The sequence below is a fragment of the Streptomyces sp. ISL-87 genome (assembly GCF_018614095.1).
Taxonomy (GTDB): domain Bacteria; phylum Actinomycetota; class Actinomycetes; order Streptomycetales; family Streptomycetaceae; genus Streptomyces.
On the sequence record NZ_JAGGOY010000046.1, the window covers coordinates 57,773 to 83,761 of the forward strand.

Here is a 25,989-nt window from a genome sequence, read left to right on the forward strand (position 1 = left end):
CGGGCTCAGCCGGCCGACGCGTGCGCGGTGGCGGCCGGGGCCGGCGGAGCCGTTAAGGCTCCCGGGGTCGCAGGGGCCGTCGTGCGGGCCAGGGACTGGTGGGTGATCCGGCCGATGTGCGTGACGAGTTCGCCCACCGACATGGCGAGGATGGCGTCCATGTCCTTCTCGGCGAGAAAGCCCATCAGGTCCACCTCGGAGCCGTAGCGATGGTGGAGCAACTCGGCGAGGGCGACGAACTCGATGCTTTCGAGGGCGAGATCCTCGTTGAAGGTGGTCCGCATCGTGACCTCCTCGGCGACGAGGAACTCGTCGCCGACGATCTCCAGGAGCATGCCGGTGATCTCGGCGAGGACGTCAGTGGCCATGGCTGGTCTCCGTGAGGTGGAAGGGGGCGGGGGACGGCGCCGCGGGGTGGGAGGTCCAGGCGACGACGTGGTCATCGGGCAGGAGCGTGCTGCGGACGGCGTACGGGTGCCCGTCGGGGGAGAGCACCCGCAACCCGCCGGAACCGGGATCGTCGCCGACCCGCCAGTCGCGGGGCCGGCCGCCGAGACCGGTGCCGTGTGCCTTGGCGGCGGCCTCCTTGGCGCACCACAGGGCGGTGAGGGCAGCGGGCAGTCCGGTGCCGTCGCGGGCGGAGAGGGCCTCGGCGAGGAGCAGTTCACCGGGCCCGAGCGCGATACGGATCAGGGCATCGGGATCGGCGGTGACCGGCTCCACGTCGATACCGACGGGCCGGGTGGGATGGGCGACGGCGACGGCGAGCCGGTCCTTGTGGGCGATCGACAGCCGGACGCCGTGGGCGAGCGTGCCCCTGGCGAGCGGCCGGCCCGAAGGGTCGTTGCCGACCGGGACCTCCACCGGGAACACGGGCCCTGCGCCGCCGTCCCAGAGCAGTTGGCGCAGTGCGTCCTTGGCGGCGATCCGCCCGAGCAGCCAGGGGCTGCGGGCGCGCGGTGACAGCCGCTCGTACGCCGATCGCTCGGCGGCGCCGAGGTAGCGGCGCATCACCAGCTCCTGCGAGGCGGGGTCCGTCCACCGGCGGCGGGCCAGGCACCAGCCGGCGGGCTGGGGTTCGCCGATCCCGCACACCTCGGGGGTGAACTTCATCGGCCAGACCCGCTCGTCGGCGCCGAAGCGGCGGTACGTCCAGCCGTCGACGCGGGCCCACACCTCGCCGGTGGCCCGGCGCAGCTCGATGTCCCCGCGCACGGTGACATCGCGCACCTCGCGGATCCGGGCGGTGGCGGAGACCAGGTCGTGCGGGGCGGGCGGGGGCCCGTAGAACCGGATCCGGTCGACGGTGGCCGGGAACACCAGCCGGTCCACGGGGAGCCGGAGCTGCATCCAGTGCCCGAAGAGCTGCCCGGCGGCGTCGAGCAGCGCTCCGGGGTCGGGCAGTGCCCGCAGCACCCCCTCGATGCCGTCGGCGGCGACGGCCCGCACCTCGTGCACGCCGGCGAAACGCGGGCCGTGGAACATCCACCGGTCGCGGTAGAGCGCGTCGGCACTGACGGGGGCGGGCTGCGGGACGCGCAAGGGCGTCGGGTCGGGGGCGGGCGGCTGCGCGTACGCCTCGCCGAGGAGGACGACGACGCTCGCGTACTCGCCGAGGCGGACACGCACCCGGCCGGGGCCGTCGACGCGGCTGCCGACCTCGACATCGACGGCGGGCTCGACGGCCAGCCAGCGCAGGGCGCGCGCGTCCTCGTACCCGATGACGGCTGCCCCCGGCCCGGCGTGGCGCAGGGCGACACCGGCGGCCAGCTCCAGCATCGTCGTCATGGGCACGACCGGGAACCAGTCGGAGTCCTCCGGCCATCCGTCGGGCTGGAGGTACACACAGTGATCGCGTACGTAGGGCAGCGCGGCGAGCGACAGCCGCAGCCGGTGCGCCCCCGGGGCGACGGGCCCGGAACCGCCGGGCGCCCCGGCCTCTCCCGTGCCCGAGGGGCGCGGCCCCGGCTCCGGCGGGCGCACGGCCTGCCAGGCCTCGGCGACGCTCCGCGCGGCCGAGCGGGCGTCGTCGAGCACGGCGTCCAGGGCGGACAGCAACACTGGCCTGCCGGAGGCCGGTTCGGGCGGGGAGACCGGTCTGGGCGGGGAGGCCGGTCCGGGCAGGGAGACCGGCTCGTGCGGGGTCGCGGTCGTGGCGCCGGGCGGCGCCTCCGGCAGGAGGCCGCGCAGGGCTGTGCGGGCTGCTTCGCCGAGGCGGACCAGGGGGGAGTCGAGATTCAGCGGTACGGGCGCCCGTCCCCGGGCGGCGGGGGTGTGGCCGGCGTCGGCGGCTGGGCGGCCGACGGGGGACAGGCGGTCCCAGCGGGGAGTGTGGCCCTCGGACCACAGGGCGGCGCAGGTGCGGTGCAGGGCGGCCAGGCCGGCGAGGCGGGGAGAGGACGCCGACACCGAGAGGTGGGGCCGGTCGCGGAGGGTGTCCTCGACGAACCCCGGCAGGCTGCCCGGCCCGAGGGTGACGAACGTACGCACGCCCGCCTCCTCGTACAGGCGCAGCGTCAACTCGCGGAAGCGGACCGGTTCCAGGAGATGGCGGACCACCAGCTCCCGCACCTCCCCGGGGGAGGCCGGGAACGGGAACACCGTCGTCGCCGACCACACCGGCAGGAACCCGGCCCGCAACGGCAGCCGCGCGAACGCCGCGCGTACCTGCCCGAGGTACGGCTCCCACATCGGCGTGTGGAACCCCGAGCGGAACGGCAGTTCCTGGCCCAGCACCCCGTCCGACCGGAGGCGCTCCAGGGCGTGCGCGACCCCGGCCGGATCACCGCAAACCACCGACTGGTGCGGGCAGTTGTCGTGGCTGACCACCACCCCGTCCAGGCCGTGCAGCGCGGCCTCGGCCCGCCGCGCCCCGCAGCCCAGCGCCGCGTACACGAGGTCCGGGACTTTGAGGGAGCCCGGCCGCAGCGAGGCCAGGAAGGTGTCGGCGGCTTCCTGCGGGTACATTCCGGCGGCCACCATCGCCGCCCACTCGCCCAGGCTGTGACCGGCGAACACCTCGGCCTCGATGCCCAGTTCCGGCAGGACCCGCGCGAAGAAGCGGCCCGTCGCGATCGCGTCCAGCGCCCGTTCCACCAGCTCCGAGCCCCGGCTGAGCCGAGGCCGCTCCAGCCCCAGCCGGTCGGCCACATCGTCCACGACCGGCGCGAACTCCGGCTCCAGGCCCGGGAAGAGGAACGCGGTGCGCCCGCCCAGCGGTTCGGGGGTGAACCACACGTCACCGCGCCCCCGCCAGGCCCGGCCGCGCGCCACCGCCTTCGCCGCGAGCGCGAGCCGCTGCGGCGTCGGCCCGACCACCGCCAGCCGGCACGGCCCGTCGCCCGTGGACGCCGAGCCGGCGGCGAGCAGGGCCGTCAACTCCGCCGGACTGTCCGCCCCGAGCAGGAGTACGTCGTCCCGCGCGCCCGCCCCCGCCACCGGCCGGGCCGATGCGCCCAGGGGCAGGAAGCGGCGTACCGCAGGGGCGTGGGCGGCGGCGCCCGGCGCCTCCTCCAGCACCGCGTGCGCGTTGATGCCGCCGAAGCCGAACGCGTTGACCCCCGCCCGGCGCGGCTCCGGTCCGCGCTCCCACGGCTCCGCGGCCGTCACCGGGCGCATCCGGGTCCGGGCGAGGTCCGGGTGCGGCTCCTCCAGGTGCAGGGTCGGCGGCCGCACCCCCTCGTACACGGCGAGCGCCGCCTTGATCAGCCCGGCCATGCCGGAGGCCTGCATGGTGTGCCCGAGCATGGATTTCACCGAGCCGAAGCCGATGCCGTTGCCCTTGCCCTCGCCTTTGGGCTTGCCCTTGCCGGGCTCGGGAGGGCCGAACACCTGGGCCAGCGTGTCCAGTTCGGCCGCGTCGCCCACCGGGGTTCCCGTGCCGTGCGCCTCCAGCAGTCCCAGGGATCCGGGTGAGCGCGGATCCAGCCCGGCCTCCTGCCAGGCCCGCTCCAGTGCCCGTACCTGACCCGCGACCAGGGGGCTCATCAGGCTCGCCGCCCGGCCGTCGCCGGCCACACCTGTGCCCCGGATCACGGCGTAGATCCGGTCGCCGTTCCGTTCCGCGTCCGCCAGCCGCTTCAGCAGCACCACGCCGGTGCCCTCGGACAGCAGGGTCCCGTCGGCCCGCCGGTCGAAGGGCCGGATCCGCTCGCTCGGGCTCAGTGCCCGCAGTTGCGTGAACACGCTCCACAGCGTGGCGATATGGCAGTGGTGCACGGCGCCCGCGACCACCGCGTCGCACCGCCCTCCCGCCAGCAGCCCCACCGCCTGGTCCACGGCCAGCAGCGACGAGGCGCAGGCCGCGTCCAGGGTGTAGGCGGGGCCGCGGAAGTCCAGCCGGTTCGCCGTCCGGGCGGCGGTGAAGCTGGGCACCAGCCCGATCGAGGCATCGGGCCGCTCCGGGCCCAGCGCGTCCTGGAAGGCGGTACGCACCGCCGCGATCCGCCACTCGTCCAACTCGGGCGCGAGCTCGCGCAGGGTCTGCGCCAACTGGTGTGCCGTACGGACCCGTTGGTCCAGGCGGGCGGTGGCCGTACCCATGAACCCGCCGCGGCCCAGCACCACCCCGATCCGGGAGCGGTCGGCCGGCAGCCGGTCCTCGCCGCCCGCGTCGGCGATCGCCTCGGCCGTCGCGTGCAGGGCCAGCATCTGGTCCGGCTCGGCCCCCTCCACGGCGGCCGGCATGATCCCGAAGCGGGTCGGGTCGAAGGCGGCCAGGCCGTCGACGAACCCGCCGCGCCGGCAGTAGAACCGGTCGCCGCTCACCGGTCCGGCGGCGCCGCCGGGGTCGTAGTACACCTCCGGATCCCAGCGCCCGGGCGGGACGTCGCCTATGCAGTCCGTCCCGGCGAGCAGATTGCGGCGGTACGCGGCCAGGTCAGCCGCGCCGGGGAACACCGCGCCCATCCCGACGATCGCCGCGTCGGTGGGCCGGGGGCCGCGCCGCTGCCGCTCACTCATCGCCGTCACCCTCCTCGCCCTCTTCGCGTTCTTCGCCCTTTTGGCCCTCTTCCGCCATCAGGACCACCTGTACGTCGGTCCCGTGCGCGAGTTCCGCGAGGAACGCGGCGGCGCCGGCCTCGGGGGTGATGAGCGGGATGCCTCGCCTGGCGTACTCCCGCTCCAGCTCGGGGGTCACCATCCCGCCCGCCTCCGCCGCCCAGGGGCCCCAGTCGACGGACAGCACCCGGCCGGGGAAGGAGTCCGCCCAGGTGTGGGCGAGCCCGTCGAGGGCGTCGTTGGCGGCGGCGTAGTCGGTCTGGCCCCGGTTGCCGTACACCCCGGCGACACTGCCGAACAGGGCCAGGAAGGACGGTGCGGGTGTGCCGCCGTGCTCGGCGGCCGCGGCCGCGAGGTGGCGGGCGCCGGCCACCTTCGTGGTGAACACCTCGGTGAAGACGGCCGGCTCCTTGTCGCGGAGCAGCCCGTCGCGCAGGGTCCCGGCGCCGTGCACGATGCCGTCGAGCCGGCCGTGCCGGGCCCGTACCTCGGCCACGACGGCCCGTACGGTGTGCTCGTCGGTGACGTCGGCGCGGTGGTAGCGGACGGAGGCGGCGGCGCCGGGGCCGGGGCCGGCGAGGGTGGCCAGGGTGGTCCGTACCTCACGCTCGGCGAGCAGCCGGGAGGCCGCGGCCTCGATCTCGGCGGGGGTGCGCAGGCCTGCGGCGATCAGGGCGGCGCGCAGCGCGACGCGATCGGTGGCGTGGGCGAACTCGTCCGCCTGGGGGTCCGGTTCGGGGGTACGGCCGATCAGCTCGATGTGGCATCCGGTGGCGCGGGCCAGCGCGAGGGCGATCCGGGCGGTGATCCCGCGGGCGCCGCCGGTGAGGAGGACCACGGAGCCGGGGCCGAGGGGTGGCGCCGGTTCCGTGGGGGAGCTGAGGGGTGCCGGCACCGGGCGCCGGGTGACCCGTATCCCCTCGGCGGTGTAGCCGACGGAGGCGAGCCCGTCGGCCGCGTCACCGCCGCTCAGCTCGGCGAGCAGCCGGTCCGCGGCCTGCTGGGGGTCCTCCTTGGGGTCGATGTCCACGGCGCGGACGAGGGTGCCGGGGAACTCCAGAGCGGCGCTGCGGGCGAAACCGTGCAGGCCGGTGCCGGCGGGGGCGGAGGCGTGGAGGCCGGTGCCGCCGGGGGCGGAGGCGAGAATCAGCCGGCGGACTCCGCCGGTCAGGGCGCGCTTGAGCCCCGGGAAGGCGGCGGGCAGCACGGGCTCCTGCCCGGCCCGGAGCGCGGACAGGTCCACGATGCCGTCGAGCCCGCCCTCTGCCTCGGCGAGTTGCCGCACCTCGGCCCCCTGCACCTGCAATGCCTTGCGGAGCGCGAGCGCCACCCCCTGCCCGTCCCCGACGACCCCGATCCGCGCGCCGCGCAGCCACCGCTCCGTATCCCCGGCGGCGACGCCCACCTCCACGGACTCCACCCGCAGCCGGGCCACCCTGACGGTCGCCGCGGCGCTGGCTACCGCCGGGAGCGACGCGACCCCACCTGCCGGCTTGGGCCCTGCCGGGCCGGAGGCCCCGCGTCCCGATGGGCCGGACCATGCGGCCCTGGGTTCCGCTGGGCCGGACTGTGCGGTCCTGGGTTCCGCTGGGCCGGACTGTGCGGTCCTGGGTTCCGCCGGGCCGGACTGTGCAGTCCTGGGTTCCGCTGGGCCGGACCATGCGGGCCCAACCCCCACCGATCCGGCCCCCACCGATCCGGCCCCCGCGGGCCCGGACGACACGGGCCCGGACGACACGGGTCCGGACGGCGCGGATCCGGCCCACACGGCCACCGGTCCCGGTCCGCCGGGGTGCGTTGCCGGGCGGGTGGCGGCCTGCATTGCCGGATCGCCCGCCGGGGCTGCAAGGCCGGCGGGAGCACCCGGGTCCTGGCTCGGGCCGGCGGTGTGGTCCGTGACCCAGGCGACGATGCCGCGCAGGGTCTTGATGCGGGACAGCTCCTCAACCGCGGACTCGGCGGAGCCGCCGGGCCCCTGCGGGAGGCCGACCCGGTCGGCGAGCGCACCGATGATCTCGACCCGCTTGATGGAGTCGATGGACAGGTCCGCCTCCAGATCCAGCTCAGGATCGAGCATGTCGAGCGGATACCCGGTCCGGGTGTGGACGATCTCCAGGACCACATCCATCACCTCCTCCGGCGACTTGGCGGACCCGGCGGACCCGGCGGACCCGGCCGTGCCAGGCATCCCGGATGCGGGCGGCTGGGCCGCCCCGCCCGGGGTCCAGCCATTGGCCCCGGCCTGGGGCCAGGTGTTGTCGGGCAGTGGGGTCGTCCCGGCCCAGGCCTGGGCCGCCGCCTGGGTTGTGCCCGTCCAGCCGTTGGCTTCGGTCTGCGGCCACGCGCTGGTGGGCGGTGGGGCTGCTGCGGACCAGGGTTGGGGTGCCGCTGGGGTTGTGCCCAAGTAGCCCAGCAGGACCGCTCGTTGTGCCTCCACCAGTTCCCTGGAGCCCCGGAGGTACTCCAGGACTGCCTGCTCGCGGCGGTCAGCCGCCGGGGCCGGGGTCGGTTCCAGGGGCGGGGTCGCCGTCGGGGGGATGTGGTGGGAGGGCTGGGGGCCGGCTGAGGGCGGGGTGCCGTTCGCGGTGCGGGCTGGGTGGGCGGCCGGCCGGGTCCGGGGGTCGGGCTCTCGGGGTGTCGTCGGGGGGATGTGGTGGGCGGGCTGGAGGGCGCCTGGGGCCGGGGTGCCGTTCGGGGTGGTGGTTGGGTGGGCGGCCGGCCGGGCCCGGTGGTCGGGTTCTCGGGGTGTCGTCGGGGGGATGCGGTGGGCGGGGCGGAGGCCGCCGGGGACCGGGGTGCCGTCCGCGGTGCGGACCAGGTGGCCGTCCACCAGCCAGCCGGGGCGGCGTGGGGCGCGTTCCGGGAGGCGGGTGGTGCGGCCGCGGAACAGGGGGTCCGGGGTGATGGGGACGCCCGCCGCCGCGAGTTCGGCCAGCGCTGTGAGGAGGCGGGTCAGGCCGTGCTCGCCGGGTACGTCCAGGGGGATCACCGTGTGCGGCCGGTCGCCGAGGATCCGGCCCACCAGGCCCGACAGGACCCGGCCCGGGCCCGCCTCCACGAACGTGCGGACGCCGGCCGCGTACATGGCCTCCACCTGCTCCACGAACCGGACCGGCCGCGCCAACTGGCTGGCCAGGAGCTCTCGTACGGCATCGGCGCCGGCCGGATACGGCTGAGCCGTGGTGTTCGACCAGACCGGGACGGCGGCGTCGGCCACCGCCGTCCCGGCCAGCTCCTCGGCGAGGCCGGAGGAAGCCCCCGCCACCACCTCGCTGTGGAACGCGCAGGCGACGGGGAGTGGTTCGGCCGAGAAGCCCGCCGCACGCAGTGCGGTCACCGCCGCGGACGTCGCCTGCGTCGGCCCCGAGATCACGCACTGCCGGGGCGCGTTGTGGTTCGCCACCACGCACCCGGCCCGCTCCGCGATCTCCCGTACATCCTCCGGCGCGGCCGACACCGCCGCCATCGATCCCGGATCCGCCCCGGCCGCCGCCACGATGGCCTCGGCCCGGCGCACGCTCAGCTGCAGCAGGCTCTCCGTGTCGTAGACCCCGGCCGCCCACAGCGCCGTGAGCTCCCCGTACGAGTGCCCGGCCACGCAGTCCGGCCGTACGCCGAGCCGCTCCAGGAGTACGTGCGCCGCCGCCCCCGCCAGTCCGAGGGCCGGCTGGGCCACCCGGGTGTCGGTGACCGCCGCCCGCTGCGCGGCCCGCCCCCGCGCCGTGAACGCCGCCGGCGGGAACACCGCCGAGACAACCGCGCTCGGGGCCTCGTCCAGCAGCTCTCGCAGGGGACCCGGGAAGGCCATGAACAACTCGCCCAGCATTCCGACGCGTTGGCTGCCCTGACCCGGGAACAGGAACGCCACCCCGCCCGTATCCGCCGCCGACTCCGACTCCTCCCGTACGTGGACCCCCTCGCACGCCGCGAACGCCCGCGCCCGCTCCAGCCGGACCGCCAGCTCGTCCAGATCCCCGGCCACCACCGCCACCCGCACCGTGCCGGAACCCGCCGAAGCCTCCGCAGCCAGGTCCCGCAGCGCCCACGGCCGCCCGGCGGCGTCGTTCTCCTCCAGCCGCGCCGCGAGCCGCGCCATCGCCCGCCCCGCCGCCCGCCGGTCCTCGCCCCGGAAGCAGAACAGTTCGGCCGGCCACTCCTCCAGCCCGTGCCCGGGCTCCTCCGCACCTCCGTAACCGGCCAGCACCGCGTGGTAGTTGGTGCCGCCGAAGCCGAACGCGCTCACCCCCGCGATCCGCCGCCGCGCCGGCACCGCCCACGGCCGGGCCTCGGTGTCGAAGGCGAAGGGGCTGGTCTCCTCGTCCCAGGCCGGGTTCGGCGTGTCGATGTGCAGGGTCGGCGGCCGAACGCCCGCGTACACCGCCCGAGCCGCCTTGATCAGCCCGGCCAGCCCGGCCGCGCACTTGGTGTGCCCGAGCTGCGATTTCACCGAGCCCAGGGCGCACGACCCGGCCGCCGCCCCGTACTCCGTGAACAGCTCGCTCAGCACGGCCAGTTCGGTACTGTCGCCCACCACCGTGCCCGTGCCGTGCGCCTCGACCAGCCCCACCTCGCCCGGCGAGACGCCCGCCCGCGCGTAGGCCCGCTCCAGCGCCCGCCGCTGCCCCTCCGGCCGGGGTGCGGTCAGCCCGAGGGACCGGCCGTCGCTCGATGCGCCCACCGCTTTGATCACGGCGTACACCCGGTCGCCGTCCCGCTCCGCGTCCGAGAGCCGCTTCAGCACCAGCGCGCCCACGCCCTCGCCGAGGGCGATCCCGTCGGCGGCGGCGTCGAAGGGCCGGCAGCGCCCGCCCGGGGACAGCGCGCGGACCGAGGCGAACAGCAGATAGTCGTTGATCCCGTTGTGTACGTCGGCGCCCCCGCACAGCACCATGTCGCTGTCACCGTCCCGCAGTTGGCGGCACGCCAGGTCCAGGGCGGCCAGCGAGGAGGCGCACGCCGCGTCGACCGTGCAGTTGGCCCCGCCGAGGTCGAGCCGGTTGGCGACCCGGCCCGCGATCACATTCGCGAGGATGCCGGGGAAGGAGTCCTCGGTGAGCCGGGGCAGCTGCTCGTCGAGTCCGGGCGGCAGCTCGCCCAGGTAGCCGGGGTACAGCGCGCGCAGCCCGTACGCGCCGGCCAGTTCGGTACCGGCCTCCGCGCCGAACACCACCGAGGTCCGGGACCGGTCGAACTCCCGGTCCTTGCCGTAGCCGGCGTCCCCGAGGGCCCGCGCCGAGATCTCCAGGGCCAGCAGCTGCACCGGCTCGATCCCGGCCAGCGAGGCGGGCGGGATGCCGTGCGCGAGGGCGTCGAAGGGCACGGGGCCGAGGAAGCCGCCCCAGCGGGACGGGGTGCGCTCGCCGGCCCGGGCGGGATCGGCGTCGTAGTAGAGCGCCGGGTCCCAGCGCTCGGCCGGGACCTCGGTCACCGCGTCCGCCCCGGCCAGGATCCGCGCCCAGTACCCGGCGAGGTCGGGTGCACCCGGATAGGCGCAGGCCATCCCGACGATGGCGATGTCGAGCGGGTCGGCCGCGGACTCGGGGGCCGGGGCGGCGAGTTCCCGGGCCCGCCCCTCCAGCACCTTCATGGCGCCCTCGGTCACCTGGGCGTGCAGCGCCGCGATCGTCGTGGTCGCGGTGCGCAGGGTGGCGGCCTGACCGAGCATGAACAGGCCGTCGGCGTACTGCTGTTCCTCTGCCACCGGCTCCAGCCCGGACGCGCCCCGCCGCAGCCCCTTGCTGGCGATCCGCAGCCGCCCCAGGTTGAGCCGCTCCAGCTCCTCCCACACCTCGCGCGGCTCGGTTCCGCTCTCGGTGAGCCGCCGCCGGGTCGCCTCGAAGGTCTCGGCGTAGGGGGTGGCCGCGCACCGGGTGGCATGCCCGGGCGCGGTGTGCAGCAGCACGGTCTCCACGCACTCCACCGCCGCCCGCTGGAAGCCCGGCAGCACCGAGCCCGCCGCCACTGCCTCCTCGGTGAACAGGTAGGCCGTGCCCATCAGTACGCCGATCCGCGCCCCCCGCCCGGCCAGCGGGGCCGCGGCCGCCAGAGCCATCGCCGCCGAGCGCGCGTCGTGGATCCCGCCCGCGAACAGCACGTCCAGGGCGGCGGGTTCGGGGCAGTCCAGCAGCCGCTCGATCTGCTCCTCCCACAGTGGGAACGAGGCGCGCGGCCCGACATGGCCCCCGCACTCCAGCCCCTCGAACACGAACCGCCGTGCGCCCTCGGCGAGATACCGCTCCAGCAGGGCCGGCGAGGGCACATGCAGATGGGTCAGGGTCCCGGCCGCCTCCAGCGCGGCCGCCTGCGCCGGGGTGCCGCCCGCGATGACGGCGTACGGCGGGCGCACCTCGGCCACGGCCGCCAGCTGCTCCCGCCGCAGCTCCGGCGGGGCGAATCCGAGCAGGCCCACCCCCCAGGGGCGGTCCCCGAGCCGCTCGGCGGCCTCGGCGAGCAGCCTGCGTACGTCCGGGCCGTCCATCACCGCGAGAGCGAGGTACGGGACCCCGCCCCCGGCGGCCACCGCCTCGGCGAAGGCCGCCTGGTCGCTCACCCGGGTCATCGGCCCCTGTGCGACGACGGGGCGGGGCGCCCGTACGGCGGCCGCCAGGTGCCCCGTGACGGCGGCCCGCACGGCCTGGAGTACGCCGCCCGTGGTCCGGTACCGGTCGGCCAGCCGGGCCGCCGAGGCCCCGTCCTGTCCGACGGGAAGCAGCTGGGCGCGCAGGTCCCGGGCCCCCAGCAGGGCCGCGACCGGGCCGTGCGGCACGGCCAGACCGGGCCGGGTGAAAACCCGGTGCCCGTCGGCAATCCGGGCCTCGGAGCCGTCCATCACCCGCAGCGCCGCCGCCACTTCGGTCGGCAGACCGGCCTCCCCCTCGGCCGTCAGAGCCAGTTGTACGTCGACCAGCACGCCGGCCGCCCCACCCGCGACGGCCGCGGCCGCGGTGTGCGGCCCGATCCCGCCCCAGGCGAGCACGGGCACCCCGACCCCGGGGTCGGACAGAAGCTGCTGGAGCAGGACGAAGGTGGTGGCCCCGCCCACCCGCCCCCCGGCCTCGTGCCCCTTGGCGACCACCGCCTGCGCCCCGGCGCCGACCGCGGTACGGGCCTGCGCCGGGCCGGTGACCTCGGCCCACACCCGGGGCCGCCCGTCGGCTGCCGCCCAGGCGGCCACGCGCTCCGGGGTGTGCTCCCCGGGGTCGGCCAGCAGGACCGTGTCCACCCGGGCGGGCAGCGCGGCCGGCCCGAGCGGGCAGCCCACCGGCACCCGCACCCCGTATCCGCCACCGTCGCCGAGCCGCCGGGCGAGCTCCGCGAAGGCGGCCCGCGCGGCCGCGGGGTCCCGTCCGAGGTCGAGCAGCCCGAGGGCACCCGCCCGCTCGGCGGCGGTCACGATCCGCGGATGCGGCTCCTCGAAGGGGGTGAGCGCGACGACCAGGTCACGGGTCTCGGCGGATCGCAGGGGCTGGGGGGTCACGGGCGCTCCTCTGAATCGGTGCTGTGTGACATGTCGCTTTGCGGGACGGCGCTTCCCAGGCGGACCGGGGCGACCGGTCCGGGCCGACCGGCCAGTCCGGACAGGCAGACCGGCCAGTCCGGACAGGCAGACCGGCCAGTCCGGACAGGCCAGGCAGGCCGGGCACGCCAGGCGGGCCAGGCAGCATGAGGGAAGGGAAACGCAGGGGAGTGCGCGGGCGGGGGACCCTGCGGAAATGCCGTGCTTCGATCGGCCGGGCGACCCGCCACCGGAAGGGCGGGCTTGAACCGTGGTCAAGTTCCCTGATGCCGCGATGCATCGTGCGGTGACCGCCCCGCACTGTCAACGGTCATGCGGAGTGCGTCGTTTCGCGCCCTCGGACCCGGAAGCGGAGCCGCGCGCCCCCTGGGCCGGGCCCGCGGCACGCCCCGGCCGCGCCGGTGGTCTGCGGCGATGCCGGCCGGGCGGGGCGAAACCGGCGCCCGGGACGGCGTAACGCATCGGCGCGGGCTCATGCCGCACCGGTATGTGTTATCGCCGACCCGGCATGAACGCCGGGCCAAGGTCGGACATTTGTTCACCGTGCGGCCCTTACAGGTACAGCATGCCGCCGTTACCGTCCGGTCATGACCCCCACACTCGCGCAGCTTCGTTACCTCGTCGCCGTCGCGGACTGCCGCTCCATCACCGGTGCGGCCGCCTCGGTCTTCGTCGCCCAGTCCGCCCTGTCCCGGGCCGTGCAGGCCATGGAGCGCGACCTCGGAGTGGAACTCCTCGCCCGCCGGGGCAGGGGAGTGGACCTCACCCCCGAAGGGGCCCGGGTGGTCCGGCTGGCCCGGACCGTGCTCGACGCGGTGGAGGCGATCGACGACATCGGGACCGCCCACGGCAAGGGCACCCGGGCCACCCTCACCCTCGTGACGACCCCCACCCTGGCCATCGATCTGGCCGCCGACCTGATCTCGGCCTTCACCGAGCGGCAGCCCGGCGTGGACGTCCGGCTCCAGCAGCACGACAGCCGGGAGGCGCTGACCCAGGAACTCACCGACGGGCGGGCCGAGTTGGCCCTGGTCGACCTGCCGGTGGACAAGGATCTGACCACACATCACATCCAGGAGCGCGAGGTGGTGCTGATCTCGCCGATCGGCTCCCGGCTGCCCGACCCGGTGCCCTTCCGGCTGCTCGACGGGCTGCCGATGGTCCTGCCCACCCCGGGAGCCGGCCGGCGCACCGAGATGGAGGCCATGTTCAGCTGCCTCGGCGTCCGGCCCGTGCCCTCCCTGGAGGTCGACGAACGGCTTGCCTGGGTGACGGGCGTGACGGACGGCTGCGGCTCGGTCATCTGGTACCGGGACGTGGCGTCACGGGCCTTCGGCCATCGCGCGGAGGTCCGCTCCTTCGCTCCGCCCCTACTTCGCCCCGTGGGGATCGCGCACCCCCGCAGGCCCCTGAGCCGGGCGGCCCGGGCGTTCATCGCGCACGCCCGGCACAAGGCGCCCGTCCGCGAGCCCGCCCGCTGACCGGAAGTCGCCTTGTCTCCAGCAGACATGCCGACCGGGCATTGAACAATGCTCAATTAGGCGGTGGTTGGCCCTGGCGCCATTGTCTGATGGCCCATCACATTGTGCGCATGTCCCGACTCCTCGCACCCCCTTGGGCCGCCGCCCTCGCGACCGCGGTCCTCGCCACCGTCCTTCCGGCGGCCGCCTGGATGGCCACCGCCACTGCTAGCGCCACCGCCAGTGCCACCGGTTCTGCCGGTCCGGCCGCCGCGGCCCCGGCCCTGGCCCCGGAGAAGAAGTGCACGCTGCCCGGCGGCCTGGCCGAGCTCAGTGGTCTCGCCATGAGCCGCAAGCACCCGGGTGTCTTCTACGCCGTCAACGACAGCGGGAATACCAACCAGGTCTTCGCCATCGACTGCACCGGAACGACCGGCCTGCTCCGAGCCACCTACACCGTCGCCGGGGTCGGCAACACCGACTGGGAGGGGCTCGCGCTCGGCAAGGACGCGGCCGGCCTCCCGGTGATCCTGGTGGGCGACATCGGGGACAACTTCAGCGGCCGCGCCGAGATCACCGTCCACGGCTTCGCCGAGCCCGACCAGCTCGCCAACGCCACCGTCACGCCGGTGACCTATCGCTTCGCCTACGCCGACGGCAGGCACGACGCCGAGTCACTGCTCGCCGACCCCGTCACGGGACAGCTCTACGTCGCCAGCAAGCTGATCGGCGCAACCGGCCAGCTGTACAAGGCCCCGCTGCCCCCGGCGACCGGGCAGGTCAACACCCTCACCCCGGTCCGGCCGGGCCCGGTCTTCGCCACCGACGGCGCGTTCTCGCCCTCGGGGGCCTCGTACACCCTCCGCAGCGGCGGGCCGCTGGGCGCGAACGCCGCCTCCGTCTACGACACCGCGGGGACCAAGCTGGCGGACGTCGCCCTGCCCGCCCAGTCCCAGGGCGAGACGGTGACGTACTACGACTGCACCAGCCTGCTCGTGGGGTCGGAGAACGACAGCCAGATCTGGCGGGTTCCGCTGCCGCCCGAGGCCACCCCGGGCTGCGGCACCACGCCCACACCGACCCCGACACCCACGCCGACCCCGACGCCCACACCGACTCCCACCCCCGGTGACCTGAAGCTCGCCAACCCCGGCGCGCAAGCATGCAAGTTCAACCAGTCCTGCACCATCCAGCTCACCGCCACCGGAGGCAAACCCGCCATCCGCTACACCGCCACCGGTCTGCCCTTCGGCCTGAACACCGACGCCACCACCGGCCGCATCACCGGCAGACCCTGGGCCACCGGCACCGTCCAGGTCACCGCCACCGCCACCGACTCCGCCGGAGCCACCGCGAGCACCACCTTCGCGCTCACCACCAGCTGGTTTTGAGACGTGGGGGGCGGTCTTGTACAACCCGCCCCCCAAGCCGCACTGTTGACCGATATTCGTCCACATGGTCAGGAGATTCGGCTTGCCGCCCCTCAACACAGACGTGCCCGCCCACGTCATCGACCCCGCGGGCGGCTGCCCGCACGCCCTCAACGCCCGGCTCCGTGCCCAGGGCGCCGTGGCGGAGGTCGTTCTCCCCGGCGGAGTACCCGGCGCGGTCGTCCTGGGGCACGACGCGCTGAAGGACTTCCTCGGCCACCCCGACGTGGCCAAGGACGCCCGGCATTTCCCGGCCCTGCACGACGGCACCATCGCCCCCGACTGGCCACTGCGGGTCTTCGCCAACGCCCAGGGCATGCACACCGCCGACGGCGCCGACCACCGCCGGCTCCGCTCCCTCGTCGGCAACGCCTTCACCGCCCGCCAGGTGGAGCGGCTGCGCCCGCGCATCGAGGAGCTGACCGCCGCGCTGCTGGACGGCCTCGGCCGGGCCGCGGACGAGGCCCCCGACGGTGTCGCCGACCTGCGCACGCACTTCGCGCTGCCGCTCCCGATGAGCGTCATCTGCGAGCTCCTCGGTGTCGACCCCGAGCACCGGGGCCGGCTGCACCACCTGTCCAACACGGTCATCATCGCCACCGACACCACCCCCGCCGAGGCCATGGCCGCCGTCCGGGAGCTCGTCGAACTGATGGGCACGATCGCCGCCGCCCGCCGGGCGAACCCCGGCGAGGACCTCACCAGCGCGCTGATCGCCGCCCGCGAGGGCGACGGCGACCGGCTCAGCGAGGCCGAACTCATCGGCACCATGCGGCTGATGCTCGTCGCGGGCCACGAGACCACCCTCAACCTCATCAGCAACGCCGTCCGTGCCCTGTGCACCCACCGAGACCAGCTCGCCCTCGTTCAGGAGGGCAAGGCCACCTGGTCGGACGTGGTGGACGAGACCCTGCGCTTCGACGGCCCTGTCAGCTGGTTCCCGTTCCGCTACCCCACCCGGGACCTGACCGTCGACGGGACGGTGATCCCGAAGGGCACCCCGGTCCTCGCCGGGTACACCGCGGCCGGCCGCGACGAGGCGTTCCACGGCCCGGACGCCGACCGCTTCGACATCACCCGCCCCACCGCCGCCCGCAACCTGTCCTTCGGCCACGGCGCGCACTACTGCGTGGGCGCCCCGCTCGCCCGGCTGGAGGCCACCATCGCCCTGGAGCGGCTCTTCACCCGCTACCCGGACCTCGACCTCGCGGTGCCCGAGCCCGAACTCCCGCACCAGCGCAGCTTCATAGGCAACAGCGTCCAGGCCCTGCCGGTCAGGCCACAGCCGGTCAGGCCACAGCCGGTCAGGCCACAGCCGGTCAGGCCGGCAGGCGGTTAGGCCGGGAGGCGGTCATCGATCCCCGGGCGGGGAGATCTCCGTACTCAGCCAGCCCAGCGCGTCCGGGTACATCGCGCTCCAGGTCTGGAAGTTGTGGCCGCCCTGGGGCCGGATCAGGGTCTTCACCCGGACGCCGGTACCCTCGGCGGCCTTGGCGAAGGCGGCCAGCTGCTGCGGCGGGCTGCTTTTGTCCTGCGCGGACGTGGCCAGGAACAGCCCGACATCGGCCTTCTTCGTGTGCTCGACCAGCCACATGGGGCTGTTCCGCTCCCGCAGCGACGGGTTGGCCAGCACCCCCGGGTCCCCCGTCAGCGGGTCCGGATCCAGGGCCGCGCCAGCGCGGAACACCTTCGGGTACTGGAGGGGCAGTTTGGCCGCGCAGAAAGCACCGGTGGAGACGCCCATCACCCCCCAGCCCGCGGGCCCGCGCAAGGTACGGAACCGCTTGGCGACCAGATCCGGCACGTCCTGCGCGAGCCAGTCGGCGATCTTCCGCTCCGGGGTGTTGCTGCAGTCGGTGTTCACCCCGCCCGGATAGAGCTCCGGGATCACCACGATGAACGGGTGGGCCGCGCCCAGCTGGACCAGCTCCTCCAGGGCGCCGGGCATACGGCCCAGGTCCATCCAGGTCCGGGGTGAGCCGGGGTACCCGTGCAGCAGCATCAGCACCGGGAACCGGGTCTTCTCCGCGCCCGGGGCCTCGTACTCCGGGGGAGTCCACACGACCACCTGCCCGGCGAGTTTCGAGTGGGAGCCGCGGAAGTAGGTGCTCTGGGTGCCGTCCCCGCCCTGGCTGAACTTGGCCCGCCCGAGCGGCGGCCCCGTCATCGCGGAGGTGTCCTGGCCGGCGTCGGTGCCCAGCAGGTCGTCCCAGGAGGAGTAGAGCCCGTAGCTGCTGTTGATCGATGTGGCGACGACACAGATGGCGGTCAGCTGGCACAGCCCGATCATCAGCACCCGCACGGGCCAGCGCACCCAGCCGGGCCCGGGGATCCGGTTCCACAGGAGCAGGAGGGCGAGCATGGCGAGCGCGGTGACGACGACGAGCGTGACGAGGAACGACGTGCTGGTCAGCTCCACGGCACCGGCTCCTCACATGTCCTGGTTTGTCACATCAATGTACGGTGTGCCGCGCCCCCGGCGGGGTCGGGGCGCACCGTGTCGGGGCGTCGAACGACCTGCCGACGGGGCCCTCCTGAGGGTGTGTCCTTCCTCCCGGCTGGTGTCATAAGCGCCGTGATCAACGTATTCGTGGCGAGTGCTCCGTGTCGCCGTTTTCGCGGCCTGAGGGTCGCGGCGGTGGGCGTCGCCCCCGTCGCCCTGTCCACCACGGCCGCCCCCGCGCAGACCGCCGCGCAGGCCGCCGAGCAGACCGCCGCGCAGGCCCCCGCCAACGCCGAACCGACCTACCAGGTCAAGCTGTTGGTGGATCCCTGCCGAGTCCTGGACCGGGACGGCGCACCCCTCGGCGCGGCGGCCGCCGTGCTCGCCCTCGGCTCCTCCAGCGGCTTCGAGCTCACCCAGTACATGGACGACGACCGCCTCAGCCTGGCCGCGCAGGACTGGATCATCCGGATCCGCCGCGGCGGTGAGGAGAACCGGCTCTGCCTCACCTACAAGAGGCGCTTCGGTATCGACGGCGACGGCACCGATCCGGCGGCGGTGCGGCGCGCGCTCGACCGCGCGAGTGCCGCCAACTTCGACGCGGGCGACACCAATTACGAACCGCAGGTCAACCTGAGCTACTCGCGGGCCACCCTGGACTTCTGCAACAAGAAGCGCGAGCCGGTCCCGTACCTGGACCCCGGCGAACTGCCCGGCCCCGAGGCCTCCCGCGCCCTCACCCGGGACCGGCTGCCCGGCAAACTCAGGAAGTGGGCGACGCAGCCCGCGGGCTGGGCCGAGTCCGTGGCCGCCCACTGCCTCGTGCACGGCCCCGTACGGCAGACCAACTACCCCGGCCGGCTCCTCGGCCACCGGCTGGAGATGCAGGTGACCCCGCTGCGCGGCGCCTGCGGCGAGCGGACCTGGTTCACCGAGATCACGGCCAAGGCGGCCACTCTCGGGGAGGCCGTCGCCCTGCGCGCCGAGCTGCTGGGCAGACTCCGGGCGGAGGGCTGGCTGCTGGAGCGGGAGGCCTTCAAGACGGACCTGATCCTCGCGGCGCCGTAGGAACGGCCAGACCGCTGGACGCGCCGGTCGCCAGCTCCACGCTGCCCCGCAGGTCTTCGCGCACAGTCCTCGCCACTCCGTCGGTCCATGGGCGGGCCTCGCGGCCCGGGGGCACGACGGCGTCCCTTCCTCGCGGCGGCGCCGATCCGCGCGGGCCGGGCCCGGTGCACCTGCTCGGCCCAGTGCCCGTCCTTCGGACCAAGGCAGATCAAGGCAGAAAGGCAGATCAAGGCAGATCAAGGCAGATCAGGGCTGCTCAGGGCCGGACGTTCACCGCCACCGAGTGCCACCCCGTCGCCCCGTCCGGGACGGTTCCCTGGCGCTCGCCCGTCTGGACGGCGCCGGTGCGGTCCGTGGCGCGGACCTCCAGGGTGTGCCGGCCCGGAGTCGCCTCCCACAGCCACACCCACTGGCGCCAGGTGTCATCGCCGTCCGCGTCCCCGAGCCGGGCCTCCCGCCACGGGCCGCCGTCCACCCGTACCTCGACGCGGGAGATCCCCCGGTGCTGCGCCCACGCCACCCCGGCCACCGGTACCCGGCCCGGCGCCAGGTCGGCGAGCGCGCGCGGGGTGTCGATGCGCGACTGGGTCTTGACCGGAGCCTGCTGCGCCCACGAGCGGCGGACCCAGTACGCGTCGTACGCCGTGAAGGTGGTCAGCCGCAGCTCGCGCAGCCATTTGCACGCGGAGACGTACCCGTACAGGCCCGGTACGACCATCCGTACTGGGAACCCGTGGGCGAAGGGGAGCGGCTCGCCGTTCATCCCGACGGCCAGCAGGGCGTCCCGGCCGTCCATGACGGCCTCGACGGGCGTGCCGAGCGTCATCCCGTCCACCGAACGCGCCACCAGCTGGTCGGCCGGTCCGCCCTGCGACGGCGGCCGCACCCCCGCCTCGCGCAGCAGGTCGGCCAGGCGTACGCCGAGCCAGCGCGCGTTGCCCGCGTACGGGCCCCCGACCTCGTTGGACACGCAGGTGAGGGTGATGTCACGCTCGACCAGCGGGCGGGCGAGCAGCTGCCGCAGATCAAGGGTGAGGGGCCTGGCGACGCCTTCCCCGTGGATGCGCAGCCGCCAGGTGTCAGCGTCGACGCGCGGGACCACGAGCGCGGTGTCCACGCGGTAGAAGCTCCGGTTGGGGGTGAGGAACCGCGACACCCCGGGAACCCGCAGGTCCGCCCCGGCCGGAACCGGCGGCGCGGGCACCGCGGGCGCCGGGAGTACGAGGTTCGCCCGGGAGGTCGTGGCCCCCGCCGAGCCGAAGGCGCCGAGGCGCCGCCCGGCGTACCCGGCGCCCGCCGACACCACCAGGGTGGCCGCGACCAGCCGCCCGAATCCGCGCCGGTCCACCGCCCACGTCCCGCCGGGCGGCGCGCCCACCGGCCGGGGCCGCTTCGCCGCGGTGACCAGCAGATACAGCACTCCGGCCGCCACCAGCCCGCCCACCAGCGAGGGCACCGCGTCCCGCCAGGTCGCCTCCGGCCGGCTGAGCGCGGCCACCGCCCCGATCACCCCGAATCCGGCGGCGAGGGCGATCCCCAGGGTGAGGCGGCGGACGGCGAGCACCCCGGCCGCGACTGCGACCGCGCCCAGCACCGCGACGATCCCGAGGATCAGTACCAGCTTGTCGGCGGTGCCGAACTCGCGGATCGCCCACTCCTTGAGGCCCGCGGGAGTACGGTCCACCACGGCCCCGCCCACCGCGGTGAGCGGCGAGGACTCGGGCCGCACGGCCGCCGCGGCCAACTCCGCCAGCGCCAGGCCAGCGCCTGCGGCGACCACACCGCAGACGGCGCCGAGCATGCGGGGCGGGCGCCGCCCATCTGCCTTCACAGGGGTCATTCGGGATCACCGTCCGCCGGGATTGTTACGGATTATCCCCCGACTGCCCGGTCGGTGCACGGATGCGCCCCGCCCGCGGTGCACGGATGCGCCCCCGCCCGCCCGGTCAGTGCACGGATGCGGGCGGCACCCACCGCCCGGCGCGCGGCGCCTTCACCCCGTACTCCGCCCTCAGCTCCGTCGGGATCGCGTGGTGCATCACCCGGCCCCGGGTCAGCGCGGACAGCTCGAATCCGGCGAGCATCGAGCCGGCCTTGTCGAGCGCCCACCCCGCGAACGGGCTGTGGTCCTCGATGGTCTCCAGCAGCCCGAGGAAGACCGGAACGGCCCGGGCCGCCGTGTCCCAGGGGCTGCGCGGGATCTCCAGCCAGCCGGAGATGGTGTCGCCCACGAGGTAGCGGATGGTCGCGGGGACCATGGGGTCGAGGAGCGTGCCGGGCACCACGTCCTCGTACAGCCGCATCAGCTGGGCGTTGAGGGTCACCCCCTCCGCAGAGGGCCCGAGGCCGCGGAGGAGGTAGAGGTCGAGGTAGGCGCGGCACTCGGTGAGCGTCACCGGCAGGGCCGACATGTCGCAGCCCAGCATGGCGGCGACGACCCGCCAGGCATAGAAGTAGGCCTCCGCGCCCTCCTCGCTCATGTGCACGCCGAGCCGGTGCATGGCGTCCAGGACCAGCAGCGAGAAGAAGCCGAATCCGCCGATCATGTCCTCCTGGCAGATAGGCAGCCCGTCCCGCTCCACGTCCCAGTGGCCGCCCTCGCGCAGATGGTGGCGCACCGCCGCGTGCAGCAGCCGCACCTTCTGCGCGGCCGGGATGAACTTGCTGCCCTCCGCGAAGGAGTCGGTCCGCATGAGGTACGTGACGAACTGCCCGGTGTTGGCCATCCGCCGCGAGGGATACGAGAGCGAGTGCGTGGAGGAGAGCAGCCGGGAGACCCGGGGAACGGCGTAGCTCACAGGCATCGCCGCGAACGACAGCCCGGTGTTGATGTGGGCCGCGTTGTCCATGAAGAACAGCCGGGCCTGCTCCATGACGTCCCAGTCCACCCAGCTCGGGGGCATGGCCGTCGCCTCGAAGTACTCGGCCGCGGCGGCCGGCAGCCGCTCGGGGAGCTTGTCCCCGGCGGTGGAGAAGAACCGCATCAGGGTGTTGAGGTCGCCCACCTCGCCGCGGCGGAACATCGTGGCGACGGCCGCGTCGGCAAGCGGATCCCCCTGGGTGCGCAGCGCGTCGAGCGCGGCCCCGTCGTAACGGGCGCGCGGCGAAGCGGTCTTGGTGGCGTTCACGTGAGTCGTCCTTCGTGATTCGTGCTTCGTGTCTGGTGGGATGGCGGGATGGCGGGGGGCTACAGCGGGCGGTCGGCCGCCGCGCCGGCCAGCTCGCGCAGCGCGGACCGCGCTTCGGCCGGCATCGGTACGGTGTCCAGCGCGCCGCAGGCCCGGGCGATCCGCTCCCGGATCAGCTCCTCGACCTGCTGACGGGCCCCGCACCGCTCCATCAACTCCCTTACGGACGCGGCCTCTTCCTGACCCAAGTCCGGGTTTCCCACCAGCTTGGCGAGCAGCCGGCGGTCGTCCGGGTCGGCCGCCGCGAAAGTGAGGGCCAGCAGCGCGGTGGGTTTGCCGTCCCGCAGGTCGTCCATGTTGGACTTGCCGGTCCTGGCCGGGTCGCCGAATGTGCCCAGCAGGTCATCACGCAGCTGGAAGGCCTCGCCCAGGGGCAGCCCGTAGCCGGAGAAGACGCCGAACAGGGCCCGGGAGCCGCCGCCAAGGGTGGCGCCCAGCTGAAGAGGTCGCTCCACCGTGTACTTGGCGGTCTTGTAGCGGGCCACCTCCAGGGACTCCGCCAGCTGCGGCTCCCGGGCGGGCGAGGCGTCCGTGCGCAGCACCTCCAGGAACTCGCCCGCCACCGTCTCGCGCAGCAGCGCCGACCAGAGCGGGACGGTGCGCGCGAGATAGGCCCCGGGCAGCCCGCAGGTGGTGAAGAGGTGGCCCGCGTAGCCCATGAGCAGGTCCCCGAGGATCATCGCGAGCGCGATGGAGCGCTGCCCGGCGGCGTCGAACGCGGCGTGCGCCGTGAGCTGCCCGTGCCGCATCCGGCTGCCGTCGATGATGTCGTCGTGGGTGCAGGCCGCCGCGTGCACGAGTTCCATCGCGGCCGCGGCCCGGATCACCGCCTCGCAGTCGGGCTGGCCGGCGGCCCGCCACCCCCAGTACAGGAAGGCGGCCCGGATCCGCTTGCCGCGGGCCAGCGACCGGCGCAACTGCTCGGTGAGGGGAGAGAGTTCGACGTGCAGGCCGAGCAGGGCCTGTTCCTCCTCGTCGGCCAGCCGGACCAGCACCTCGTCGACGCGCGCCTTGAACCCGGCATGGTCATGGAACCCGGCGTGGTCGTGCAGTCCGGCCTGGTCATGGAATCCCGAGTCGTCATGCACGCGGGTGGCCGGCCCGCTCGGCGGCGCGGCGGGCCATCGTCTCCAGGTAGTTCTCCGACCCCGTGCCAGACCGGCGGGTGGCGAGTTCCCCGCGCTTGCGCAGTTCCACCACCCCGTCCGTGAGCAGTTCCCGCAGGTCGGAGCGGCGAAGCGCCTCCTGCGCCCGGTCGGCGGACTGGCGTAACTGGTCGAGGGCCAGGTCGGCGGCCCCGGCGGCGAGGAGCGTCAGCAGCTCCAGCGTCGCGGAGGGCTGCTCCGGCTCGGTCTCGGACATGCTCGGTGCACTCCCGGGGGGTGTTGGAAGGGGCGACCGCCGGATCACCCCGACAGCCGCCCCTGATCATTTCCGGGCCAGTGAACCGAGTGCCCGCCCCGCGCGGCGAGCCCCTTCGCGTCTTCTCCCTCGGACGGGTACCGAGATTCCCACGGGCGAGTGACGATCGCCGCGCGAGGCGATCGTCACCGCACCCGGTGGTGTAGTCATCGGGCGGGCGGGAGCGCGGCCGCGACCCCGGCCGCCAGGGCATGCGGATCCCCGCTCGGCGCGCCCGGATGCGCGGTGGTCCGCCGCGCCCAGTCCTCCTCGAAGGCGTGCCAGTCGATCGCCCTCGGCGCGGCCCCCTTCACCAGCGCATCCTCCAGCGACGTGAAGTAGACCTCCCACCGCCGGGCGTACAACTCCGTGATCAGGCCGCCCCATTCGCGGTTCGCGTAATCGTGCAGGAAGCCGCCCTCGCTGGTGCCGCGCCGGCCCCACACGCTCAGCAGCGAGCGGGCGTCGTACTCGTATCGGTCCTGCTCCGCCTTGTCGGCGCCCCAGGAGCGGGCCGCGCCGAGCCACCGGCCCAGCAGGAAGTTCGGGTCGGAGCTGACGACGGCGTTCAACTGCCGCTCTCCGTCGCGCCATTGGGCCGTCAGCTCGCGGAACCGGGCAAGGTCCTTGCCTTCGTAGGCTGCCTTGATCTTCGGCAGCAGCACCCGGGAGTGGTTCGCGAGGGCCTGTCGCGCCGTGTCCACCAGGTCGAAGCGGTACGCGCTGGAGGTGCGCAGCCTCCGGTCCACTTTGAGCAGGTGGTCCAGGGCTTTGCGGACCCCGCCGGCCGGGTAGCGCATGGACTTGGGGCTCCAGTACGCCGTCCCGGCCGCGGTCAGGCTCGGCCGGGCGGTGAACAGGCTGTCCTGGGACTCCGACCACAGGCCCGAGGAAGTGCTGTACGGCCCCTTGCGCAGCTCCTCCCAGGCGGCTGCGGCCTCGGCGTCGGGGCGCCCGTACCGGCGGGCGGCGAACTCGGCGAACCACTTCTTCTGGTCGATCGGCCCGGGCTCCCAGGCCAGGTCGGTGTACAGGTCGAAGGCGGCCGGGTTGGTCCCGGTGGCCTCCGGCAGGTAGGCGATACCGCGCAGCGCGCTGTTCGGCTTGGCGCGCCAGGTGCCGAACCGGTCGATCCACACGGAGGTGTTCGCGCCGATCGTGGTGTGCCCGCCGAAGTTGTAGATCGTGCCCAAGGCGTACGGGGCGCCACCCCAACTGGTCTCCCGGTCAAGGCGGTTGTAGCGGTCGGACAGTCCGTCCAGGATCAGCAGCTTCGAGGTGTCGACCCCGGAGAGCAGCTCCTTCGTCGGGTCGTCCTGCCAGCCCAGCACCGCCCACAGCGCGCCCGGATGCGCGGTGTGGAGCGCCTTCTGGATGGACCCGGCGGCGGATTTGACGTCCACAGAGCCCGTCTGGCCGCCCTCGTGCAGCGGGCTCATCCGGTACATCGCGCTGTCCCCGAACACCGCCCGCTGCTCGGCGTAGTAGGAGGCGGCGAGCCGCTCGAAGACCGGCGAGCCCGGGTCCAGCCAGTCGGGCCGGTCGAAGCCCGCCCAGTCGCCCTGCGCCATCGTGGTCGCACCGGCGTTGCGGGCCGCGAACTCCGGCGGCACGGTGCCGAAGTAGCCGGGCAGCACCGGGGTCATGCCGAGCCCGCGCAGCTGCTCGGCGATCCGCCCGCCCAGCTCCGCGCGCTCCCGCATCAGCCGCTCGGTGACCGGGCCGCCGAAGCCGCTCAGGTTCTGCAGCAGCCACCAGCTCTGGTGCCCGGGGCCCGGGATCCACTCCCGGAGCTCCTCGGGGGAGTAGCCGAAGCCCTGGAGCGCCCGGTAGTACGGGTACTCGGCGCCGACCTGCACGAACACCTCGTTGATGCCGTGCAGGGCGAGCAGGTCGATCTGCCGCTGGTGTTCCTCGAAGGAGCGGTACGGGCCGGAGTAGCCGTCGTCGGTGTCGTTGAGCGCGTACCGGTGGGGGACCAGCGCGCTGCGGGTGACCGGCGCGGGCACCGGCGGCAGTACCTCGGGCAGCATCCCGAGGCTGTCGCCGGGCCAGCCGATGTCGGCCCCGGCGATGTGCTGGAGGTACCAGCCGACACCGGTCAGCAGGGTGCCTCCGGTGGAGCCGCGCACGGTGATGGCGCCCGCCTTCCCCGACACGGTGAAGGTGTCGGCGCCGGCGGCCGCATCGGGGACGAGGGTGAACTGCCCGGAGTGCCTGGGCAGCAGCCGCTTGAGGGCGGCCTGCGCGGGCCCCGCGTCGAAGGCCCGGGGCTTCGAGGCGGGGCCCGCGTCCAGGCGCAGGGCGACAGGCCGCGCGTCCTGCCTTACGTCGGCCCGCGCGGGCGATCCCGCGCCGGGGGCGGTGGCTCCGGGGGCGGCCCCCGCGCAGACCAGCGTCAGCAGGGCGGCGGGCAGCACGGCGAGGGCGACGGGCCGGCGCCCGCGCGGTGTCCTTGAGTGCGTCATCGTCTCCGTCGTCG

The 25,989-nt window shown here is 74.6% G+C and carries 13 protein-coding genes; 4 read left to right on the top strand and 9 right to left on the bottom strand.

Features of this window, described 5'->3' with window-relative positions; genetic code table 11:
* Positions 1 to 5 precede the first annotated feature (5 nt).
* The 3 genes from J7I97_RS18175 to J7I97_RS18190 are packed head-to-tail and all read right to left on the bottom strand — an operon-like array spanning position 6 to position 12,478.
* Entirely contained in the window at positions 6 to 368 is a 363-nt protein-coding gene (locus J7I97_RS18175; protein ID WP_214936157.1) for an acyl carrier protein, read from the bottom strand.
* On the bottom strand, positions 358 to 4,962 hold the full coding sequence (locus J7I97_RS18180; protein ID WP_214936158.1) for a type I polyketide synthase: 4,605 nt from the start codon (positions 4,960 to 4,962) through the stop codon (positions 358 to 360). The genes J7I97_RS18175 and J7I97_RS18180 overlap by 11 nt, the downstream gene beginning before the upstream one ends.
* Positions 4,955 to 12,478 carry an SDR family NAD(P)-dependent oxidoreductase gene (locus tag J7I97_RS18190; protein ID WP_308369177.1) on the bottom strand — a complete coding sequence of 2,508 codons (7,524 nt, stop codon included), beginning with the start codon at positions 12,476 to 12,478 and terminating at the stop codon, positions 4,955 to 4,957. The genes J7I97_RS18180 and J7I97_RS18190 overlap by 8 nt, the downstream gene beginning before the upstream one ends.
* Positions 12,479 to 13,104: 626 nt before the next feature.
* Here J7I97_RS18190 and J7I97_RS18195 point away from each other — a divergent pair.
* The 3 genes from J7I97_RS18195 (at position 13,105) to J7I97_RS18205 (ending at position 16,746) form a co-directional block, all read left to right on the top strand.
* The gene (locus J7I97_RS18195; protein ID WP_214936159.1) at positions 13,105 to 13,998 is read left to right on the top strand and encodes a LysR family transcriptional regulator; all 894 of its coding nucleotides are present in this window, start codon (positions 13,105 to 13,107) and stop codon (positions 13,996 to 13,998) included.
* A 110-nt stretch (positions 13,999 to 14,108) separates the two neighbouring features.
* The gene (locus J7I97_RS18200) at positions 14,109 to 15,368 is read left to right on the top strand and encodes an Ig domain-containing protein (RefSeq protein ID WP_214936161.1); all 1,260 of its coding nucleotides are present in this window, start codon (positions 14,109 to 14,111) and stop codon (positions 15,366 to 15,368) included.
* Between the two features lie 82 nt (positions 15,369 to 15,450).
* Positions 15,451 to 16,746 carry a cytochrome P450 gene (locus tag J7I97_RS18205; protein WP_251058916.1) on the top strand — a complete coding sequence of 432 codons (1,296 nt, stop codon included), beginning with the start codon at positions 15,451 to 15,453 and terminating at the stop codon, positions 16,744 to 16,746.
* A gap of 12 nt (positions 16,747 to 16,758) precedes the next feature.
* On the opposite strand, the gene J7I97_RS18210 is transcribed toward J7I97_RS18205, so the two are convergent.
* The gene (locus J7I97_RS18210) at positions 16,759 to 17,826 is read right to left on the bottom strand and encodes an esterase family protein (protein ID WP_214936164.1); all 1,068 of its coding nucleotides are present in this window, start codon (positions 17,824 to 17,826) and stop codon (positions 16,759 to 16,761) included.
* A gap of 219 nt (positions 17,827 to 18,045) precedes the next feature.
* Here J7I97_RS18210 and J7I97_RS18215 point away from each other — a divergent pair, with 219 nt between their 5' ends.
* Positions 18,046 to 18,918: a hypothetical protein gene (locus J7I97_RS18215; RefSeq protein ID WP_214936165.1), complete on the top strand. Its 873-nt coding sequence runs from the start codon at positions 18,046 to 18,048 to the stop codon at positions 18,916 to 18,918.
* A gap of 256 nt (positions 18,919 to 19,174) precedes the next feature.
* On the opposite strand, the gene J7I97_RS18220 is transcribed toward J7I97_RS18215, so the two are convergent.
* The 5 genes from J7I97_RS18220 to J7I97_RS18240 all read right to left on the bottom strand — a co-directional run bounded on the left by J7I97_RS18220 (position 19,175) and on the right by J7I97_RS18240 (position 25,975).
* The gene (locus tag J7I97_RS18220) at positions 19,175 to 20,758 is read right to left on the bottom strand and encodes a molybdopterin-dependent oxidoreductase (protein ID WP_214936167.1); all 1,584 of its coding nucleotides are present in this window, start codon (positions 20,756 to 20,758) and stop codon (positions 19,175 to 19,177) included.
* 106 nt (positions 20,759 to 20,864) lie between these two features.
* Positions 20,865 to 22,046: an oxygenase MpaB family protein gene (locus J7I97_RS18225; protein WP_308364839.1), complete on the bottom strand. Its 1,182-nt coding sequence runs from the start codon at positions 22,044 to 22,046 to the stop codon at positions 20,865 to 20,867.
* 59 nt (positions 22,047 to 22,105) lie between these two features.
* The gene (locus J7I97_RS18230) at positions 22,106 to 23,194 is read right to left on the bottom strand and encodes a polyprenyl synthetase family protein (protein WP_308369176.1); all 1,089 of its coding nucleotides are present in this window, start codon (positions 23,192 to 23,194) and stop codon (positions 22,106 to 22,108) included.
* Positions 23,187 to 23,468: a hypothetical protein gene (locus tag J7I97_RS18235; RefSeq protein ID WP_214936169.1), complete on the bottom strand. Its 282-nt coding sequence runs from the start codon at positions 23,466 to 23,468 to the stop codon at positions 23,187 to 23,189. Before J7I97_RS18235 ends, J7I97_RS18230 begins: the two co-directional genes overlap by 8 nt.
* A gap of 206 nt (positions 23,469 to 23,674) precedes the next feature.
* Positions 23,675 to 25,975 (bottom strand): alpha-N-acetylglucosaminidase, encoded by a 2,301-nt coding sequence (locus J7I97_RS18240; protein WP_251058917.1) that lies wholly within the window; start codon positions 25,973 to 25,975, stop codon positions 23,675 to 23,677.
* Positions 25,976 to 25,989 lie beyond the last annotated feature (14 nt).

Coding starts and splice junctions, on each gene's coding strand:
- J7I97_RS18195 (WP_214936159.1), top strand. CDS start 13,105: ATGACCCCCACACTCGCGCAGCTTCGTTACCTCGTCGCCGTCGCGGAC.
- J7I97_RS18175 (WP_214936157.1), bottom strand. CDS start 368: ATGGCCACTGACGTCCTCGCCGAGATCACCGGCATGCTCCTGGAGATC.
- J7I97_RS18220 (WP_214936167.1), bottom strand. CDS start 20,758: ATGACCCCTGTGAAGGCAGATGGGCGGCGCCCGCCCCGCATGCTCGGC.
- J7I97_RS18200 (WP_214936161.1), top strand. CDS start 14,109: ATGTCCCGACTCCTCGCACCCCCTTGGGCCGCCGCCCTCGCGACCGCG.
- J7I97_RS18180 (WP_214936158.1), bottom strand. CDS start 4,962: ATGAGTGAGCGGCAGCGGCGCGGCCCCCGGCCCACCGACGCGGCGATC.
- J7I97_RS18235 (WP_214936169.1), bottom strand. CDS start 23,468: ATGTCCGAGACCGAGCCGGAGCAGCCCTCCGCGACGCTGGAGCTGCTG.
- J7I97_RS18240 (WP_251058917.1), bottom strand. CDS start 25,975: ATGACGCACTCAAGGACACCGCGCGGGCGCCGGCCCGTCGCCCTCGCC.